General features: G+C 72.2%; 15 protein-coding genes. 5 read left to right on the top strand and 10 right to left on the bottom strand.

Translation table 11 applies throughout. The features are described from left to right. Positions 1-83: 83 nt before the first annotated feature. The gene (locus ACIP2X_RS35970; protein WP_401681904.1) at positions 84-1,946 is read left to right on the top strand and encodes an MFS transporter; all 1,863 of its coding nucleotides are present in this window, start codon (positions 84-86) and stop codon (positions 1,944-1,946) included. Here ACIP2X_RS35970 and ACIP2X_RS35975 read toward each other — a convergent pair whose 3' ends face one another. Beyond that, entirely contained in the window at positions 1,947-2,777 is an 831-nt protein-coding gene (locus ACIP2X_RS35975; protein WP_401681906.1) for a hypothetical protein, read from the bottom strand. 75 nt (positions 2,778-2,852) lie between these two features. On the opposite strand from ACIP2X_RS35975, the gene ACIP2X_RS35980 reads away from it, so the two are divergent. Continuing rightward, positions 2,853-3,641 (top strand): SDR family oxidoreductase, encoded by a 789-nt coding sequence (locus ACIP2X_RS35980; RefSeq protein WP_401681909.1) that lies wholly within the window; start codon positions 2,853-2,855, stop codon positions 3,639-3,641. 148 nt (positions 3,642-3,789) lie between these two features. Beyond that, positions 3,790-5,352, top strand: a complete 1,563-nt coding sequence (locus tag ACIP2X_RS35985; protein ID WP_401681912.1) for a sodium:solute symporter family protein — start codon at positions 3,790-3,792, stop codon at positions 5,350-5,352. A gap of 69 nt (positions 5,353-5,421) precedes the next feature. On the opposite strand, the gene ACIP2X_RS35990 is transcribed toward ACIP2X_RS35985, so the two are convergent. The 5 genes from ACIP2X_RS35990 to ACIP2X_RS36010 form a co-directional block, all read right to left on the bottom strand. Further along, positions 5,422-5,685: a TM2 domain-containing protein gene (locus ACIP2X_RS35990; RefSeq protein WP_401681914.1), complete on the bottom strand. Its 264-nt coding sequence runs from the start codon at positions 5,683-5,685 to the stop codon at positions 5,422-5,424. 236 nt (positions 5,686-5,921) lie between these two features. Continuing rightward, positions 5,922-6,347: a DUF2752 domain-containing protein gene (locus ACIP2X_RS35995; RefSeq protein ID WP_401681917.1), complete on the bottom strand. Its 426-nt coding sequence runs from the start codon at positions 6,345-6,347 to the stop codon at positions 5,922-5,924. Continuing rightward, positions 6,340-6,762 carry a TM2 domain-containing protein gene (locus ACIP2X_RS36000; protein ID WP_401681920.1) on the bottom strand — a complete coding sequence of 141 codons (423 nt, stop codon included), beginning with the start codon at positions 6,760-6,762 and terminating at the stop codon, positions 6,340-6,342. Before ACIP2X_RS36000 ends, ACIP2X_RS35995 begins: the two co-directional genes overlap by 8 nt. Positions 6,763-6,881: 119 nt before the next feature. Continuing rightward, positions 6,882-7,997 (bottom strand): ADP-ribosylglycohydrolase family protein, encoded by a 1,116-nt coding sequence (locus ACIP2X_RS36005; protein ID WP_401681923.1) that lies wholly within the window; start codon positions 7,995-7,997, stop codon positions 6,882-6,884. 176 nt (positions 7,998-8,173) lie between these two features. After that, positions 8,174-11,488 (bottom strand): tetratricopeptide repeat protein, encoded by a 3,315-nt coding sequence (locus ACIP2X_RS36010; protein ID WP_401681926.1) that lies wholly within the window; start codon positions 11,486-11,488, stop codon positions 8,174-8,176. Between the two features lie 92 nt (positions 11,489-11,580). Between ACIP2X_RS36010 and ACIP2X_RS36015 the strand changes: the two genes are divergently transcribed. Beyond that, positions 11,581-12,096 (top strand): DUF2165 domain-containing protein, encoded by a 516-nt coding sequence (locus tag ACIP2X_RS36015; RefSeq protein WP_401681929.1) that lies wholly within the window; start codon positions 11,581-11,583, stop codon positions 12,094-12,096. Here the strand turns inward: ACIP2X_RS36015 and ACIP2X_RS36020 are convergent. From ACIP2X_RS36020 to ACIP2X_RS36030, 3 genes are all read right to left on the bottom strand, one after another. Beyond that, entirely contained in the window at positions 12,089-12,658 is a 570-nt protein-coding gene (locus tag ACIP2X_RS36020; protein ID WP_401681932.1) for a hypothetical protein, read from the bottom strand. The genes ACIP2X_RS36015 and ACIP2X_RS36020 overlap by 8 nt on opposite strands. Positions 12,659-12,733: 75 nt before the next feature. Then, positions 12,734-15,319, bottom strand: coding sequence for a bifunctional FO biosynthesis protein CofGH (locus ACIP2X_RS36025; RefSeq protein ID WP_401681935.1), 2,586 nt, complete (start codon positions 15,317-15,319; stop codon positions 12,734-12,736). 142 nt (positions 15,320-15,461) lie between these two features. Continuing rightward, positions 15,462-16,307, bottom strand: coding sequence for an LLM class F420-dependent oxidoreductase (locus ACIP2X_RS36030; protein ID WP_401681938.1), 846 nt, complete (start codon positions 16,305-16,307; stop codon positions 15,462-15,464). 119 nt (positions 16,308-16,426) lie between these two features. Between ACIP2X_RS36030 and ACIP2X_RS36035 the strand changes: the two genes are divergently transcribed. Next, positions 16,427-17,944, top strand: a complete 1,518-nt coding sequence (locus ACIP2X_RS36035) for a CehA/McbA family metallohydrolase (protein WP_401681941.1) — start codon at positions 16,427-16,429, stop codon at positions 17,942-17,944. Positions 17,945-17,961: 17 nt separating this feature from the next. Here the strand turns inward: ACIP2X_RS36035 and ACIP2X_RS36040 are convergent, their stop codons facing one another. Then, positions 17,962-18,777, bottom strand: coding sequence for an endonuclease/exonuclease/phosphatase family protein (locus ACIP2X_RS36040; RefSeq protein WP_401681944.1), 816 nt, complete (start codon positions 18,775-18,777; stop codon positions 17,962-17,964). Positions 18,778-18,798 lie beyond the last annotated feature (21 nt).

Below are 18,798 nucleotides of genomic sequence, written 5' to 3' on the forward strand. Positions count from 1 at the left end.
AACGCCTCGTCACAGGGCCGGGAACGGCCGGTAAACGGGGTATGCGGGGGAGAACGGACGACGGGACACGGGGAGCGCCACAGGTGGCCACTGCGGAGCCGACACGCACCGACGACACCGGTCAGGAGGCGGGAGCCGGTTCGCGAATACGCGTGCCCGCCGGGCCGCCCGGCGGATCGACGCCCGCGCCGAAGGCGCCGGACGAGCCGGACCCGCCGCACGGCGTGACCGTCCGTGAGCGGCTGAAGCGGCTGAAGCGGCATCCCGTCCTCGTCACCACCGTCGTCGCGGGAGTGCTCCACGTCACCTGGTTCTTCACGTTCGCGAACAGCGGTGGGGACCTCGCGGCGCAGGACGCCTGGGCCGAGTTCGTGGGCCGGCACCCGGACTCCGCGTACAACCTCGCCTGGTACGGCGGGATGCATCCGGTCTCCTACAGCATGGTCTCGCCCTATCTGATGTCGCTGCTCGGGGTGCGGACGACGATGATGGTCGCGGGGACGCTGTCGGCGGGGCTGCTGACCCTGGTCCTCAAGCGCAGCCGGGTGGTGCGGGAGCCGCTGTGGGCCGGGCTCGCGGGGGTGTTCGGGCTGCTGTGCAACGCGGCGTCGGGGCGGGTGACGTTCGGGCTCGGCACGCTGTTCGCGCTGGGCGCGGTGGCGGTGGTGTTCTGCTGGCCCTACCGCTGGCGGTACAAGCGGTGGGCGAAGGCCCTGTGCGCGGCGCCGCTGGCCGCGCTCGCCACCATGTCCTCGCCGGTGGCCGGGCTGTTCGTCGGGCTGGTCGCGGTCGCGCTGTTCCTCCAGAAGCGGCGGCCCGGCGCGTGGGCGCTGGGGCTGGCGCCCGCCGCGGTGGTGGGGGTGTCGGCGTGGGCGTTCCCGTTCTCCGGCACGCAGCCGATGTCGTTCGGGTCGGCCCTGCTGCCCGTGGTCTACGCGGCCCTGGTCGTCCTGCTGGTCCCGCGCGACTGGACGACGGTCCGCATCACCTCCGCCGTGTACGGCCTGTCGGTGCTGCTGGTGTGGCTGATCAGCTCGCAGATCGGCTCGAACATCACCCGGCTGTCGATGCTGTTCGCGGGGGTGGCGCTGCTGGCGGCACTGCCGTTCGCGGTGCCGCGTTCGCGCAAGTGGTACGCGATCGTCGTCGCCTTCACCGGGTTCGTCGCCTGGATCGGGTACAAGTCGGTGGACGACGTCGTCAACACGACGCCGCGTGCGTCCTGGGCGCGTGAGCTGGCCCCGCTGGTCAACGAGTTGCAGGAGGTGGGCGCCGGGAAGGGCCGCGTCGAGGTGGTCCCGGCCCGCTCCCACCGCGAGGCCTCCGCGCTCGCCCCGTACGTCAACCTCGCCCGGGGCTGGAACCGCCAGGCGGACATGGAGCGCAACCCGCTCTTCTACGACGACACCCTCAACTCGGCCAACTACCACGAGTGGCTCAAGCGCTGGGCCGTGCACTACGTCGTGCTGCCCAAGGACGAGCCGGACGGGGACGGCGGCGAGCGGGAGCGGCAGCTGGTGCAGCGTGGGCTGCCGTATCTGACGCAGATCTGGGGGGACGCGAGCTGGCAGCTGTTCCGGGTGACCGACCCGGCCCCGCTCGCCGATCCCCCGGCGACCGTCGAGCGGGCCGAGCAGGGGGAGATGACGCTCGGGGTGAGCCGGCCGGGCCGGGTGCTGATACGGGTGCCGTACTCGCCGTGGCTGAAGCTGGTCGACGCCGAGGGCGAGGGAATCCAGGCGCCCCAGGAGACGGAGGCCTCCAAGGACCGGCCCGAGGGCACGCCGAAGACGTACCGCAACGTGGACGGCTGCCTGATGGAGACCGAGGAGGACGCCGAGGGCGACAAGTGGACGGTGCTGGTGGCGCCGCGCGCGGGGACGTACCGGCTGGCGTCGCCCTACGAGTGGCCGCGGGGGACGCCGTGTCCGGAGGAGCTCAGGTGATCAGCGGAGCATGTCGACGTAGCGGTCCGTTCCCGGCACCGTGGGGATGAAGGGGGCGACCAGCTCCGTGCGGCCCCGCTCCTCGGGTACGTCGAGGTCCTCGAAGTGCTCGGCCCAGCAGTCCCTCGGGTCCGTCTCCAGGAACCACAGCAGGGTCAGCCGGGTGTCGACGCCCTCGACCTGCTTGACGTAGGTCATGCGCTCGCCGGGCAACGGGACCGGGCGGAAGACGGTCACCAGGGCGGCCGGGGAGTTCCTGAGGCGCCCGGGCAGGTGGCGGTCGCGCAGCCACTCCAGCAGTGCGGCGCGCCGCTGCGGCGACTCGGCGTCGACGACCTGGAGGACGAGCCCCTCGTAGGGGTGGTCGAGGGCGTGGAAGTCGCGGGGGCCGGCGGCGCCGTCGCGGTAGACGGTCGCCTCGTGGTCCTGGAACGCGGTGAAGACGTGGGTGCGCGCGTGGTGGACGCGGGCGTCGCGGTTGAGGCGTTTGTTGATCGCGACGGTCCACTGCATGTGGTCGGCGTGGCGCCCTTCGGTGATCCAGTACGTGGAGAGGTAGCAGCCGGCGGTGACGGGCTGGGCGATCGCCGACTTCTCCGGCCGGCGCAGGAGTTGCAGGTCGCGGGTGGCGACCCAGCGGCGTCCGGCGTACATCCAGGGCATGGCCATCGCACCGGCGTAGTAGTGGTCGTCCTCGTACCAGCGGTTGTAGGCGTACTCGTGGCCGGGGTGCGGTTCGACCATGGTGATCAGGGCGTGGCCGGGGCGGACGCCGTAGGGGCCGACGGCGGCCAGGCCGGCGTAGAGGTCGTCACGGGTCTCTTCGGACATCGAACCTTCCCTCCTCCTGCGCTTGCCCCTACTCTGACGGTCCGTCAGATGACATGCCAGACCCAGGGAGGCCCCGTGTCACTGCTCGACGGAAGGACCGTCGTCGTGTCGGGCGTCGGGGCCGGGCTCGGACACCAGGTCGCGGCCGCCGTCGTGCGCGACGGCGGGAACGCGGTGCTGGGCGCGCGGACCGAGGAGAACCTCGCCAAGAGCGCCGCGGCGATCGATCCGGACGGGGCGCGTACCGCGTACCGCGCGACGGACATCACCGACGAGGGGCAGTGCTCGGCGCTGGCCGGGCTCGCGCGGGAACGGTTCGGGGGGATCGACGCGGTGGTCCATGTAGCCGCCTGGGACAGCTACTTCGGCGGACTGGAGGACGCCGACTTCGCCACCTGGCTCTCGGTGCTGGACGTGAACCTGCTGGGCTCGCTGCGGATGACGCGGGCGTGCCTGGCGGGCATGAGGGAACGGGGCGGCGGGTCGGTGGTGTTCATCGGGACGCAGTCGGCGGTGGCCGCCCCGTCGCAGGTGCGGCAGGCGGCGTACGCGGCGTCCAAGGGGGCGCTGACCAGCGCGATGTACTCGCTGGCCCGGGAGCTGGGCCCGCACCGGATCCGGGTCAACACCGTGCTCCCGGGCTGGATGTGGGGCCCGCCGGTGCAGGCGTACGTGCGGTTCACGGCGCACACCGAAGGGGTCTCCGAGGAGGAGGTGCTGGCGCGCCTGACGGACCGGATGGCCTTACCGGAGCTGGCCACGGACGGGGACGTGGCGGACGCGGTGGCGTTTCTGGCGTCGGACCGGGCGCGGGCCGTCACCGGGCAGTCGTTGCTGGTCAACGCAGGGGAGCTGATGCGCTGAGCCCACCGAGGGTGTTCAAGTAGATGAACACAGGTCATCGTACAGAACTTTTTTGCTTGCTCTTGACCTTCCACTTCCTTGTCGTGCCCGCGTCGACGCACCCACGATGAGCGGGCCGTTCACCAGGCGGATCCCGGAAGGTTGACACATGAACAGTCTCGACTGGGCCGTGCTCATCGGCTACTTCGGCGTGATGGTCGCGATCGGCGTGTGGTCGCACAAACGCGTCGACAACGTCAGCGACTTCTTCACCGCCGGCGGCAAGATGCCGTGGTGGCTGTCCGGTATCTCGCACCACATGTCGGGATACAGCGCGGTGATGTTCACCGGGTACGCCGGGATCGCCTACACCTACGGGGTCACGTCGTTCGTGACGTGGTCCTTCCCCATCGCGATCGGCATCGCCATCGGGTCGAAGCTGTTCGCGCCCCGGATCAACCGGCTGCGCTCCAGGCTCCATGTGGCCTCCCCGCTGGAGTACCTCAAGACCCGCTACGACCTGAAGACCCAGCAGGCGCTGGCCTGGTCCGGGATCCTGCTGAAGATCGTGGACGTGGGCGCCAAGTGGGCCGCGATCGCGACCCTGTTGTCGGTCTTCACCGGCGTCTCCCTGAACCAGGGCATCCTGATCACCGGTGTCGTCACCGGCATCTACTGCACGATCGGCGGCCTGTGGGCCGACGCGCTGACCGAGCTGGGACAGTTCGTGATCCAGCTCCTCGCCGGTGTCGCGATGTTCGTCGCCGTCGTGGTGAAACTCGGCGACTACGGCGGCTTCTTCGGCGTCTGGGACCGACCGGAGCTGGCCGGCCACGAGAAGCCGCTGGTGGGGCCGTACGGCACGGTGTTCCTGCTGGCGTTCCTGTTCATCAAGCTGTTCGAGTACAACGGCGGCATGCTGAACCAGGCCCAGCGCTACATGGCCACCCCGAACGCCAAGGAGGCCGAGCGGTCGGCGCGGCTGTCGGCGGTGCTGTGGCTGGTCTGGCCGCTGGTGCTGTTCTTCCCCATGTGGATGTCGCCGCTGCTGGTCGACGCGCAGAAGCCGGACGGCTCCGACTCCTACGCCCTGATGACCGAACAGCTGCTGCCGCACGGCCTGTTGGGCCTGGTCATCGTCGGCTTCTTCTCCCACACCATGGCCATGTGCTCCTCGGACGCCAACGCGATCGCCGCGGTCTTCACCCGGGACGTCGCACCGGTGATCTCGGCGAAGGCGCGCACCTGGTCGGAGCGGTCCGGGCTGATCAGCGCGCGGCTGACGACCGTCGTCTTCCTCGCCCTGTCCATGGCGGTGGCGACGCAGGTGAACTCGCCGACGTTCAAGGACATCATCACGGTGGTCATCAAGTGGGTGGCCGGACTGATGGGCCCGATCGCCATCCCGATGATGCTCGGCCTGCTGCGTCCGTTCCGCCGCTCGGGCCCGACGGCGGCGCTCACCAGCTGGGCGGCGGGACTGCTGGCCTTCTGGCTGGTCAACTACCCGATCGACTGGAACGTCGAGGGCGGGGTGCCGCTCCAGTACCAGGTGTCGATCCCGCTGGCGGTGTCGCTGGTCCTGTACATCCTCATCGGCTTCCTGAAGCCGGAGGACACGGCGGAGCGACTCGCGGTCATCGAGAAGATCAACACGGACGACGACAGCGCGGCGGCGCCGGTACCGGCACAGGGCGGTCCGGCGGACGGTGTCGGGGCCCGGGTGGATTAGGGAAGCGGTCAACAGGCAAGGGCCGCGCTCCCGTCGGGAGCGCGGCCCTTGCCTGTTGACCGGTCGACGTCAGCCGCGCAGCACGCGGCCCTGCTTGTCGGTGCGGTCGTTGCTCGTGAGGAACAGGATGCCGTCGATCAGCGCCCAGAGGCCCAGGCCACCGCAGGTGAGCAGCTGCGCCACACCCACGCCGACGGAGCCCACGTAGAAGCGGCCGATGCCGAGGGTGCCGAGGAAGATCTGGAGGATGCCCGCGACGATCTTGGACTTGTCCGAGTACGGGCGGCCGAGCGGGTCGACACCGTAGGGGGCGTCGGCGGTGGGGACGGTCATGTGCTGTTGCTCCTGAGAAGTACGCGAAGGGCCGGAACGGGGAGTTCCGACAGCAGGAGGCAGCCGTCACCGAGCAGGTCCGCATACCGCGGCCGTGTCCTGAATCCGCCCGCGCATGACCCCGTCACGCCCGGCCGTCCCCCCGATGACCAGGAGCATAGGGAGATGACCGAGGCCGACGGGAGTGGCGTGAAGTGATTGTGCCTTTTCCGTGATCAAGACCAACGGATGGGACGTCACGCGAGGTTGCGGGCCACCGTCCAGACCACGGCGGCGGTGAGGATCAGCGCCTGCGTCCGCCTGCCGACACGGGGCCTCCAGTGACGCCCGCGCAGCCCTTCCCCCATCCAGCGCGCCAGCAGCGCGAGGGCGAAGGGCGAGGCGAGCAGCAGCGCCCGGTTGTCCAGCCAGGCGGCGTCGAAGCGGCCGTGCATCAGGTCGTACACCATGCGGGTGCCGCCGCAGGCGGGGCAGAGCAGGCCCGTGACGAAGTGGAACGGGCACGGCGGCAGGAGTTGGCCCGGCAGATGCGGGTCGGTGCCGTAGACGTGGACGGAGCCGGCCACCCCGGCGGCGAGCACGGCGAGCGGAGCCGTCGCGGGATGTCCCGACAGCAGACGGAGCGCGGTGCCGCGGCGGGGCGGCCGGACCGTCTCAGCCACGCAGGACGCGTCCCTTGGCATCGGTGTGGTCACCGGTCAGCAGGAGGATCGCGTCGATCAGCGCCCATATGCCGAGCCCGCCGCAGGTGAAGAGCTGGCCCAGCGCCATGCCCACGTGACCCGTGTAGAAGCGTCCGACACCGAAGCTGCCCAGGACGAACTGCAGCACGCCCGCGACGATCTTCGACTTGTCGGAGTACGGGCGCCCGTAGATGTCGTAGCCGTAGGGCGCGTTGGGGTCACCGGTGTAGGTACCGGGCGGGACCGGGCCGGCGTAGCCGGGCTGCTGCTGGTACTGCGGGGGGTAGCCGTACGGGCCGGGGCCGCCGCCCGCGTACGGCCCCGCGCCGGGGTAGCCGTACCCGGACGAAGGGGGCTGGGGCGGCTGCGGGGGCTGCTGCGGCTGCTCGGACACGTGAGGTTTCTCCCGTTGGTGATCGCACAAGAGGCATATGAGATGAACGAAGGTCATCTTGCAGGAGGGGACGGCCGGGAGGGAACCCGCCCCCGCAGGTCAGCCCCGCGGATAGCGGGTCAGCCCCGCGGATAGCGGGACAGCCAGGCCGAGGACGCGGTGGCCGGGGTGTGCAGGGCGGGGCCCTGGGTCATCTCCATCGCGAAGTCGTCGGCGAGTTCGAGGATCGTGGCGCGGCCCTCCAGCTCCGCGAGCCAGGCCGGGGGCAGGGCGGTCTCGCCGTGCAGGGCGCCGAGGAGGCCGCCGGTGAGGGAGGCGGTGGTGGCGGAGGGGCCGTCGTGGTTGGCGGCCAGGCGCAGTCCGTGCCGTACGTCCTCGCCGACCAGGGCGCAGTAGACGGCGGCGGAGACGAGCCGGTCCGCGGTGCCGTCTCCGGCCAGGTCGGCGACCCGTTCCGGTGTCGGAATGCCCTGCCGTACGGCGCCGAGGGCCATCTGGAGGGCGGTGGAGACCGGCTGGTGGCCGGGCCGGGCGGCGAGCAGCGCCAGCGCCCGTTGCACCGCGCCGTCCAGGCTCTCGCCGCGCGCCAGGGTGTGCACCATCGCGGCGTACGCGCCCGCCGCGAGGTAGGCGGTGGGGTGGCCGTGCGTCTGGGCGGCGCACTCCACCGCGAGCTGCACCACGAGTTGGGGCTCCCAGCCGACGAGCAGCCCGAAGGGCGCGGAGCGTGCGGCGGCCTCGGGGCCGGTCTCGCCGGGGTTCTTGGGGGCCTCCAGCGTGCCCATGATCTGGTCGCCGAGTCCGAGCAGCAGGTGGCGGGCGGGGTCCCGGCGGGCGTACAGCCACTCCTCGCGGGCCAGCCATCCGTCGTCCTTGCGGCGCTCGTCCGGGCCCCAGTCGCGCTGGGTGGCGGCCCAGCGCAGATACGCCCGGTGCAGGTCGGTCGGCGGGTGCCAGGCGCCGGTGTCGCGGCGGACCTGGGCGCGGATCAGCCCGTCCACGGAGAAGAGGGTGAGCTGGGTGAGGTGGGTGACGGCGCCGCGTCTGCCGTGCGACGGGGCGAGGTCCACGACACCCTCCGGGCCGTGCGCCGCCCGGATCCCGTCGATGTCCAGCCCGTCGACGGGCGCGCCGAGCGCGTCCCCCACGGCGACGCCGAGCAGCGTTCCGCGCACCCGGCTGCGGAAGTCCTGCTGCTCGGTGCGACCCCACACGGCGCCCGCTGTCGCATCCACCAGACCTCCCCAGGGCACCGTCCGTACGTACGACAGCTCAGCACTGTATTCGACGGGGAACGATCGGTTCAGGGGGCGGATCGGTATGTGAGCTCTGACAAGAGTGGTCGCGATTGGTCGGCTATGAGCCGCGCCGAACGGTTCGTGTACGCCGTGACGATCCGCCGTGGCGGCATTCAGCTGCTCGCGGGTCGCGGCGCGTACCGCGTCCGCACCGCGTCGCGCGCCGCCGCCACCGCTGCCAGGCGTGGGGACAGGCGGGCCCGGTCGGCATCCGGGCTGCTCAGCAGTTCGGTGAGGAGGTCGGCCAATGCCGCCAGCAGGTTCCAGTCAGGAGCCGAAGCCATCAGCTCGGCCAGCCCCCGGTCGGCCCGGCTCCAGTCGCCGAGCGGCCACCCCGCCAGGCACAGTCCCAAGGCACCCCACCCGGTGTCTTCGTTCTCCAGCAGTCGCGCCAGCTCCCGCCAGAGAGGCGCCGAGGCTCGAAGCCCCTCGGAGCGACCGACTGTCAGGGCCAGACAGATGGTTCCGCCGACCGGGTCCTCCGAACGCATTCGCTCGGCGTGCCACCGCGCCGCCGCCCACTGCCCCGCGCGCCGGTAGGCCTCGCACCACAACTCGTCGAGAGGGCTTCGGGACGCCGCCGTCCGGCCCGCTTCGGCCAGTCTGACCAGCGCCTCGTCCCATCGGTCGCACCGCATCAGCAGCTCGACGGCCTCGGAGCGCGCCCAGTCCGCGTCCCAGCCCAGGGCCACGCACCGGTCCAGGTCGGCCAGCGCCTGCTCACTCCGCCCGACCGCCAGGCAGACCCGCGCCCGACCGGCATGGGCCCATCCGTAGTCCGGTTTCAGCTCCAGGGCACGATCCAGACACCGCAGGGCCTCGGTATACGCCTTCACCGCCCGGTGTGTCGCACCCAGACCCGCCAGCGCAGCGGGGCTGTCCGGGTCGCGTTCCAGCACATCCCTCAGGACTGCCAGTGCCTCCTCGTGCCGGCCGACGATGCGATACGCCTCCGCCAGTTCGACGCCGACCCAGGCGCTGTCCGGCTGCAGGGCGACAGCTCGGCGAAGGTCCTCGAAGGCGCCCTTGTGGTCTCCCTGTTCGCGGCGCACCCAGGCTCGCATCACCAGAGCCCACACATAGTCGGAGTCCAGCTCAAGGGCCCGATCGAGGTCGGCCAGCGCCTCCTCCGTCCTGTCCAGTCTGTGGAGGGCCACTCCGCGGCTCGCCAGGGCCTCGTCATCATCGGGATTGAGGGACAGGGCCCGGCCGAGTTCGGCGACGGCGTCCTCGAACCGGCCTGCGAGCCGGTAGGCCTCGCCCCGTTCCCACGCGACCCAGGGGGAATCGGGCACGATGCGGGCCGCCCGATCCAGATCGGCGAAGACGTCCTCCCACTCCTCCTGGGCTGCCAGAAGAGTGGCCCGGTACACGAGGCCCCACACGTAGTCCTCGTCCACTGCGAGCGCCAGCGCCAGGTCGGCCATGGCCTCGTCGTACTGTCCGAGCGCCTGTCGGCTCTCGGCCCGGCACGCCAGGGAATAGAGATCGGTCGGATCGAGGGCCACGGCTCGGTCCAGGTCGGCGACGGCCTCCTCGTACCGGCCCGCCATACGGCGCGTCTCCCCACGGGCCGCGAGGATCCAACCGTCCTGCGGAGCCAGTTCGTTCGCACGGTCGAGGTCCGCCAGGGACGCTTGCAGGTCGCCGCGCAACTGGTGGGTGAAGCCCCGGCCGTAATACGCCCTGGAGAGCTCCGGATCGAGTCCGATCGCCTGGTCGTACTCGAGCAGGGCCCGCCCGTACTCCCCGTCGTTGCGCAGTCTGGTGCCGCGCAGCGCATGCGCCGTGGCCCGGCCCTTGGTGTCGAGTCCGGGGCGGGACAGCAGGAGGTCCATGGCCTTCACCGCGCCGTCCGCCTCGTCGGCGAGCGCCCCGCGCAGACGCCCGCCCCAGTCACGGAGGTCCGAGGCCCCCGTGGCCCAACCGGCGTCGTCCAGCATGCGCGCCCAGTGACGGCCGACCACCACGTGCGTGCGACAGGCCTCCACCACTTCCCGCAACGCATCACCGAGCGCCGCCGACGGCCGGGCGCACAGCAGGTGATACGTCTCCTCCTGCCGCAGTGCGCGCCACTCCTCGTGCTTCCACACCGCGAGGTCGCCCAGGCCCCGCCCTGCCTCCTCACGCCAGCCGCCGTACACCTCCGCGAGCTTCTCGTGCCGCTCGGTCCAGCCGCGTGGTGAGCGGCGTCGCTGCAACCTCAGCATCGGCTCGCGTACCAGGTCGTGATAGCGCAGCCGGTCGCCCCGGTCGTCGACGAACGCCAGGCCGCGCAACCATCCGAAGAGGGCCTCCGCCTCCTCCACGGGGCGGTCCACGAGCGCCCGGAACACGTCCATGTCGAGGCGCCGGGGCAGTGCGCAGGCCAGGGCCACCGCCCTGCGCGCCGGGTCGTGCTCCCACTTCAGGAAGCGTTCGACCGCCGTGGCACTGGGGTCACCGATGTCCGCAGGGTCGTCCGGGCGCTGCTCCGCCAGGGTCGAGACGAGCACGGGCAGCCCACCGGTGAGCCGCAGGACCTCCTCGACCACCGGCTCGGCGACCACCCCCTTCTCCGCCAGCAGCCCGCGCGCCTCCGTCTCCGTGAACGGCCCGAGGGGCACGTCGGTGACGAAGTCGGCGAAGCCACCCCAGCGGGCGCTGTCCAGGGGGAGTTGCCCGGCGGTGACCACGACGACCGTGGCAGGCAGGGCGCCGTGCCGGTCCGTGGTCATGACCTCGTGCAGCCAGCCGTCGAGGAACGGCCCGGTGAGCTCGTACGTGTCCAGGAAGAGGACGATCCAGGGCACGGCGGCCGCCACCTCGGCCAGTTGACCGAGCAGGACGGGCGTGAGGACCCGTTCCGGATCGAGGACCAGCTGCACATCCTCCTGGCTGCGGAAGCGTGCGCTGACGCCGGCTCGTACCCGGTCGGCTCCCTGCGCGAGCCGGTCCGCGTCGAGAGCACCGGCGAAGGGGCCCACCACAGGCACCATGCCCAGCCCGACAAGACCGGCCCGAGCAGCGGCCAAGCTGCCGGCCGACGGCCCCTCCGGCTCCGACTGGAGCGCCGCCACCGCGGCCTCCGCCTCGTGCCGCCGGTCCCTGTGTGCGGCGAGCAATCGATCCAGTTCCTTGAACCGGTGTCCCTGTGCCGCGAACTGCCTGCACACAGCGGCCATCATCTCCGGCACGCTGCCGACGCCCTCATCGACGTAGGCGGTCAGGGCGCCCCTCTCGCGGGCGATGTGCTCCAGCTCCCTGACCAGGAATGTCTTCCCGACCCCCGCGTTGCCGTGCACGTGGAACCGGAAGCGATGCCGCTCGTCCTCGGGAGGTGCGTCGAAGTTCGCCCCGAACGCGGCCCGTTCCATGCCCCGCCCCACGAATCCGACGCGTCTGCGCAGCTTGATCAGCTCCTGCATCGACAGTCGCGTCTGCGCCACCCGTAGGCCCCCTCGGTCCGTCCCTCCAGAGCAGTGCCACCATTTTGACGCAGAGTGCTTGGGCGCCGCGTGGCACTGGTAAGAGAAGAGGCATGTCCACAACCACCACGCGCACCAGCAGTCGCACGATCCCCATAGCCGCCGCCGTCCTCACCGGATCCGTGGCCCTCTACCTCGCCCTCGTCGCCTTCGGGAACATCACGGACTTCGGGACCAACCAGGACTTCGTCCGTCATGTTCTCGCCATGGACACCACGTTCAAGGACGAGGACCTGATGTGGCGGGCCGTCACGGACACCGCGCTCCAGGACGCGGCGTACGTCGCGATCATCGCGTGGGAGACGGTCGCCGCGCTCGTCCTCGTCGCCGGCACGTGGCTCTGGGCCCGCGGCCCGCACCCGCTGGCCCGGCGGGTGTCGACGTACGGGCTGCTCATGGTGATGGCGCTGTTCGGCGCCGGCTTCCTCGCGATCGGCGGCGAGTGGTTCGCGATGTGGCAGTCGGAGAACTGGAACGGGCTGGACGCGGCGACCCGGATCTTCCTGGTCAGCGGTGTCGTCCTGCTGGTGAACCACCTGCCCACCGGCCAGGCGGAACCGACTACTTGACGACCGTGACCTTCGTCCCCGCCGTCCCGAACGTCCACAGCGCCGAGCTGTCCGCCGACTTCATGCGGATACCGCCGGTCTGGGTGCCGGACGCGGCCGGCGGGGGCGAGGAGCCGTCCACCGCGGCGGAGAAGGCGATGTTGACGCCGGACTTGGCGGCGAAGTAGACGATGTGCTCGATCTCCACGCCGTCGGAGCCGGTGGTGGCGTCGGTCCGGGTCCCGACCGTGTACGCGCCCGGGTCGGGGTCGACCGTGCCGGGCCACACCGTGAACGTCCGGCGGGTGCTGTCACTGGCGTCGACCAGCCACACCCGCCGCTCCCCCAGCGCGTAGACGATCCGCCGTCCCGTCCCGGAGCCGTCGGGCACGGCCGGCGGGGCCGGCTTGCTCGGCTTGGGCTTGACGCTGACGGACGCCGAGGGACTGGGCCGGGTGGCCGCGGCGGCGGGGCGCTGCCCCTGCCCGGCCTGCACGGCCAGCACGGCGACCGCCGCGATCGCCCCCACGGTCAGGCCGGACACCCAGGCCCAGGAGGGAAGCCGTCGGGCAGGCACGGGCACGCATCTCCTCAGTCTCCGACCCCCGACACACCGAGGGTCGGATCATCGTACTGTGCGCCCCTGAACGCCCCGCCCTCAGTCCAGCACCGGCAGCAGCTCGGGCAGGTGGCCGTCGGAGGCCGCCGCCGCCTGCTGCCGCTCCTCGGGGACCTCGCCGTACAGCGTGGTGCGCGGGCGGGCCGGGCGGCCCGCCGCCTCGGCCACCGCCACCAGGTCGCGCACCGACTTGTAGGAGCCGTAGGACGAGCCCGCCATACGGGAGATCGTCTCCTCCATGAGGGTGCCGCCCAGGTCGTTGGCGCCGGAGCGGAGCATCTCCGCCGCACCGTCCGCGCCCAGTTTGACCCAGCTTGTCTGGATGTTCGGGATGTGCGGGTGCAGGAGCAGCCGGGCCATCGCCGTCACCGCGCGGTTGTCCCGCACGGACGGGCCGGGGCGGGCGATGCCCGCCAGGTAGACGGGCGCGTTGGTGTGGATGAACGGCAGCGTCACGAACTCGGTGAAACCGCCGGTCCGCTGCTGGATGCCGGCCAGCGTGCGCAGGTGGCCCAGCCAGTGGCGGGGCTGGTCGACATGGCCGTACATCATCGTGGACGAGGAGCGGATGCCCAGTTCGTGCGCCGTCGTGACGACCTCGATCCAGGTCGCCGTGGGCAGCTTGCCCTTGGTGAGGACCCAGCGGACCTCGTCGTCCAGGATCTCCGCCGCCGTGCCCGGGATGGAGTCCAGGCCCGCCTCCTTGGCCGCGCTCAGCCACTCCCGGATCGAAAGGTCGGTGCGGGCCGCGCCGTTGACGACCTCCATCGGCGAGAAGGCGTGCACGTGCATGCCGGGGACGCGTTCCTTGACCGCCCTGGCGATGTCGAAGTACGCGGTGCCGGGCAGGTCGGGGTGGATGCCGCCCTGCATGCAGACCTCCACCGCGCCGACGTCCCAGGCCTGCTGGGCGCGGTCCGCGACCTGGTCCAGGGAGAGCGTGTACGCGTCGGCGTCGGTGCGGCGCTGCGCGAAGGCGCAGAAGCGGCAGCCCGTGTAACAGACGTTGGTGAAGTTGATGTTGCGGGTGACGATGTACGTCACGTCGTCGCCGTTCACCGACTTGCGCACGTCGTCCGCGACGCGGGTCAGGGCGTCCAGCGCCGGACCGTCCGCGTGCAGCAGCGCCAGCGCCTCCTCGTCCGTCAGCCGCGTCGGGTCGTCCGCCGCCGTGCGCAGCGCCGCGCGCACGTCGGTGTCGATGCGCTCCGGGGCCATGCCGGGGGCGGCGGCCTCACGCAGGGCGCCCCAGTCGCCGTAGACCTCGTCGAAGTCCTCGCGGCGGTCCGAGGTGCGGCCCTCGGTGTCGATGGCGGTGTGCAGGTCCGTGCGGCCAAAGGAGACGAACGCCTCGTCCGGCTCCTGCCAGGGCAGCCCCTCGGGCAGCGCCCCGGACCGCGCGAGGCCCGTCTCCGGGTCGGCGAGCGCCGCCACGTGCGGACGCAGCCGGGGGTCCAGCCAGGGCTCGCCGCGACGCACGAACTCCGGGTAGACGCACAGGCGTTCGCGCAGCTCGAAGCCGGCTGCGGCGGACCTCGCGGCCAGCTCCTCGATCTGCGGCCAGGGGCGTTCGGGGTTCACGTGGTCGATGGTCAGCGGGGAGACGCCGCCCCAGTCGTCGATGCCGGCGCCGATCAGCCGCTCGTACTCGGAGTCGACCAGGTTGGGCGGGGCCTGGAGGCAGCCCGAGGGGCCCATGATGTGCCGGGCGACGGCCACCGTCGCGACCAGTTCGTCCAGTTCGGCGTCCGGCATGCCGCGCATCGCGGTGTCCGGCTTGGCGCGGAAGTTCTGGATGATCAGTTCCTGGACGCCGTGGTACGTCCGGGAGACGCGGCGCAGCGCGAAGAGGGACTCGGCGCGCTCCTCGTAGGTCTCGCCGATGCCGATGAGGACGCCGGAGGTGAAGGGGACCGAGGACCTGCCCGCGTCCTCCAGCACCCGCAGCCGGACGGCCGGTTCCTTGTCCGGGGAGCCGTGGTGCGGGCCGCCGGGCTCCGACCACAGGCGCTCGGCCGTCGTCTCCAGCATCATGCCCATGCTCGGCGCCACGGGCTTCAGCCGCTGGAAGTCCGTCCAGCTCATGACGCCCGGGTTGAGGTGGGGCAGCAGGCCGGTCTCCTCCAGGATGCGGATGGAGACGGCGCGGACGTAGGCGATGGTGTCGTCGTAGCCGTGCGCGTCGAGCCATTCGCGGGCCTCGGGCCAGCGGTCCTCGGGCTTGTCGCCGAGGGTGATGAGGGCTTCCTTGCAGCCGAGGGCCGCGCCCTTGCGGGCGATGTCGAGGACCTCGTCGGGCGACATGAACATCCCGTGCCCGGCGCGGCGCAGCTTGCCCGGCACGGTGACGAACGTGCAGTAGTGGCACTTGTCCCGGCACAGCCGGGTGAGGGGGATGAAGACGCTCTTCGAGTACGTGATGACGCCGGGCCGGCCGGCCGCCTCCAGTCCCGCGTCCCGCACCCGGGCGGCGGACGCGGCGAGGTCGTCGAGGGCCTCGCCGCGGGCCTGGAGCAGTACGGCCGCCTCACGGACGTCGAGGGCGACGCCGTCACGGGCGCGTTTGAGGGCGCGACGCAGGGAGTTCTCGGTGGGTCCGGTTCCGGAGGTCGCGGAAGTCGTCATTCTTCGAGCATACGGTCGGGCTCCGCGGGCTCAGGGGGGCCGGGGGTTGGTCCTGGGGAGCGAGGTGCGCCGCCGGGTGCGGGTGCGTCGGGGCCGGTCGCGCGGTTCCCGGCGTCCCTGAGCCGGCTGCCCGCCCGGTCGGCTACACGTACGGGGTGTACGCGTCCAACGCCCGCAGCACCTCCGTCTCCCCGGCCGGCGGCAGTTGGCCGACGACCTCGTCGATGCCGAGTTCCGCGTAGTGCGCGAGCTTGCCCGGGGTGGGGTGGACGGCGTACGGGACGACCTGGAGCGCGGACGGGTCGCGGCCGGCATCGGACCAGGCGGCGCGCAGCACGGGCAGCGACTCGGACAGGCCGCGCCCACCGATGGGCAGCCAGCCGTCGGCGTACTCGCTGATGTGCGCGAACAGCTTCGGCCCCGCGGCGCCGCCGACGAGGGTGCGCGGCCCGACGACCGGCCCGCGCGGCTTCTGCACCGGCTTGGGGTAGGCGAAGCTGGCCCGGACGCTGCCGGACTCGCCCTGGTAGCCGGTCGGTTCCTCCGACCACAGGGCGCGCATCAACGCCATCCGGTCCCGGACCAGTTCGCGTCGCGTCCGCCACTCGACGCCGTGGTCGGCGGCCTCCTCGACGTTCCAGCCGAAGCCGAGGCCCAGCGTGAAGCGGCCCCCGGAGAGGTGGTCGAGGGTCGCGACCTGCTTGGCCAGGTCGATCGGGTCGTGCTGGGCGACCAGCGTGATGCCGGTGCCGAGGCCGAGGCGCTCGGTGACCGCGGCGGCCTGGCCGAGGGCGACGAAGGGGTCGAGGGTGCGGCCGTACTCGGGCGGCAGGTCGCCGCCCGCCGGGTACGGGGTGGTCCGCTCGACCGGGATGTGGGTGTGCTCGGGCAGATACAGCCCGGCGAAGCCCCGCTGCTCCAGCTCCCGGGCGAGCCGGGTCGGGGCGATGGTCTCGTCCGTGAGGAAGATCGTGACGGCGATGCGCATGCCCCATCTCTACCGGGGGAACGTCCATCTGTCCATACCGACTGGTCGGGATCATACCGGGGCCGAGGTGTCGCCCCGAGGTGTTCCGGAGTTCACGCCGGGCGCCCATCCTGGTCGGCATGTGTGACGAGGACGCAGGGATCGGACGACGCACGCTGTTCGTGACGGGGACCGCCGCCGCGTTTACGCTCTCGGGTGTGAGCTTCGCGTCGGGCGCCGACAGGCAGCAGACGAGGACCGTGCGGGGCACCCTCCCGCCCGGTTCACCCGACTTCGTGTACGTGCCCGTGGAGATCCCCTCCGGGGTGCGCGAACTCAAGGTCGCCTACACCTACGACCGCCCGCCGGTCCCCGCCGGCACGCCGGGCAACGCCCTCGACATCGGCATCTTCGACGAGCGCGGCACCGACCTCGGCGGCCAGGGCTTCCGGGGCTGGTCGGGCGGGGCGCGCACGGAGTTCTTCCTCCGGGCCGACGAGGCGACCCCCGGCTACCTGCCGGGCCCGGTACGGCGCGGCACCTGGCACATCGCGCTGGGCCCGTACACGGTGGCGCCGCAGGGGCTGACCTACGAGATCACGATCACGCTGACGTACGGCGAGGCCGGCGAGGCGCCCGGCGTGACCTACCCGCCGGAGCGGGCCAGGGGGCGCGGCCGGGACTGGTACCGGGGCGACTGCCATCTGCACTCCTGGCACTCCGACGGCCGGCGCACACCCGCCGAGATCGGGGCCCTGGCGCGGGCGGCCGGACTGGACTTCGTCAACAGCTCGGAGCACAACACCCACTCCGCGCACGCGCACTGGGCCGACGTCGCGGGCGAGGACCTGCTGGTGATGCTGGGCGAGGAGATCACCACCCGCAACGGCCACGTGGTCGCGCTCGGCACCGACCCCGGCACCTTCGTCGACTGGCGCTACCGGGCCCGCGACAACCGCTACGGCCGGTTCGCCCGCCAGGTCCGCAGGGCGGGCGGTCTGGTCGTCCCGGCCCACCCGCACTCCAACTGCATCGGCTGCAACTGGAAGTTCGGCTTCGGCGAGGCGGACGCCATCGAGGTGTGGAACGGCCCCTGGACGCCCGACGACGAGATGGCGCTGGCCGACTGGGACAGCATGCTGGTCGCGTCCGCGCGCGCGGAGGGGCGGGAGGCGGGACGGGACTGGATCCCGGCGATGGGCAGCAGCGACGCCCACCGGGACCCGGACGTCGTCGGCCACCCGCAGACCGTGGTCCTCGCCGACGACCTGACCCGTGAGGCCGTGCAGGAGGGCATCCGCGCGGGCCGCTCCTACGTCGCCGAGTCGCAGCACGTCACCCTCTCCTTCACGGCGTCCGGCGGGCGGGCCCGGCACGCGGGCATCGGCGAGCGGCTGAGGGTCGACCGGGAGACGCCGGTGACGGTACGTCTGGAGGTGAGCGGCGCCCCGCGGTGCGTGGTCCGCTTCGTCACCGACCAGGGCGCGCTGCACACCAGCGCCCCGCTGCCGGTGTCCGGCACCGGTGTCGTGGAGTGGCGCACGACGCCCGCCTACGCGGCCTACGTCCGCGCCGAACTGCGCCACGAGGCGGCGCTCGGACCGCTGCCGGGCGCGATGGCGGCGTTCACCAACCCGATCTTCCTGGGCGGCGCGTGAGGTGACCCGGCCGGGCCCTACAGGGCCAGGTCCGCGACGACGGCCAGGTGGTCGGAGGGCCAGACGCCGTCCACCGGGCCGTCGCCCGCGCGCCGGACGGACCGGACGCGGCCTAGTCCGTCCGGGCCGGGCGGGCCGACGTGGACGTAGTCGATCCGGGCGCCGGGCGTGTGGCCGGCGGCCACGTAGGGGTTGGCCGGGTCCCAGGTGTGGGAGGGCGCGGCGGGGTCGGCGTACTCCCAGGCGTCCAGCAGGACTTGGCGGGGGACGGCAGGGGCGGTGCGGTAGCCGCCGAAGAGGCGGATCTCGTCGGAGTCGGGCCAGGCGTTGAAGTCACCGGTGACGACCGCCGGGTACGGGGTGCCGCCCCGGTGCTCGGCGACGAACTCGGCGAGCGCGCCGACCTGTCGGCAGCGGGTGGCCGACGCGTGCAGCTGCGAGGTGAGGTGGGTGGTGAAGAAGGGCACGCTGTACGAAGGGGTGGCCAGGCGGGTGTAGAGGGCCAGGCGGCCGTCGTCGACGTCCGTCGGGGCCGGGAGGGGGAGGACGGCCTGTTCGGTGACCGGCCAGCGGCTGAGGACGGCGTTGCCTATGCCGACCGTGGGATCGCCGATGCGCCGCTGCCAGCGCTCGGGGGCGTGCGAGGGGGCCCAGGCCCAGTGCAGGCCCAGTTCGCCGGCCAGCCACCCGGCGAGGTTCTCGCCGCCGGCCTCCCACACCTCCTGCAGGCCCACGACGTCGGGACGCAGCTCGCGCAGCGTGCCGAGGATCGCCTTCCGCCGATCCGCCCAGGGCCCGAACCGCCACCACAGGTTCCAGGTCACGACCCGCATGCACACCGTCCTCGTCGCGCC

Source organism: Streptomyces sp. NPDC089424 (assembly GCF_044749345.1).
Lineage (GTDB): Bacteria > Actinomycetota > Actinomycetes > Streptomycetales > Streptomycetaceae > Streptomyces.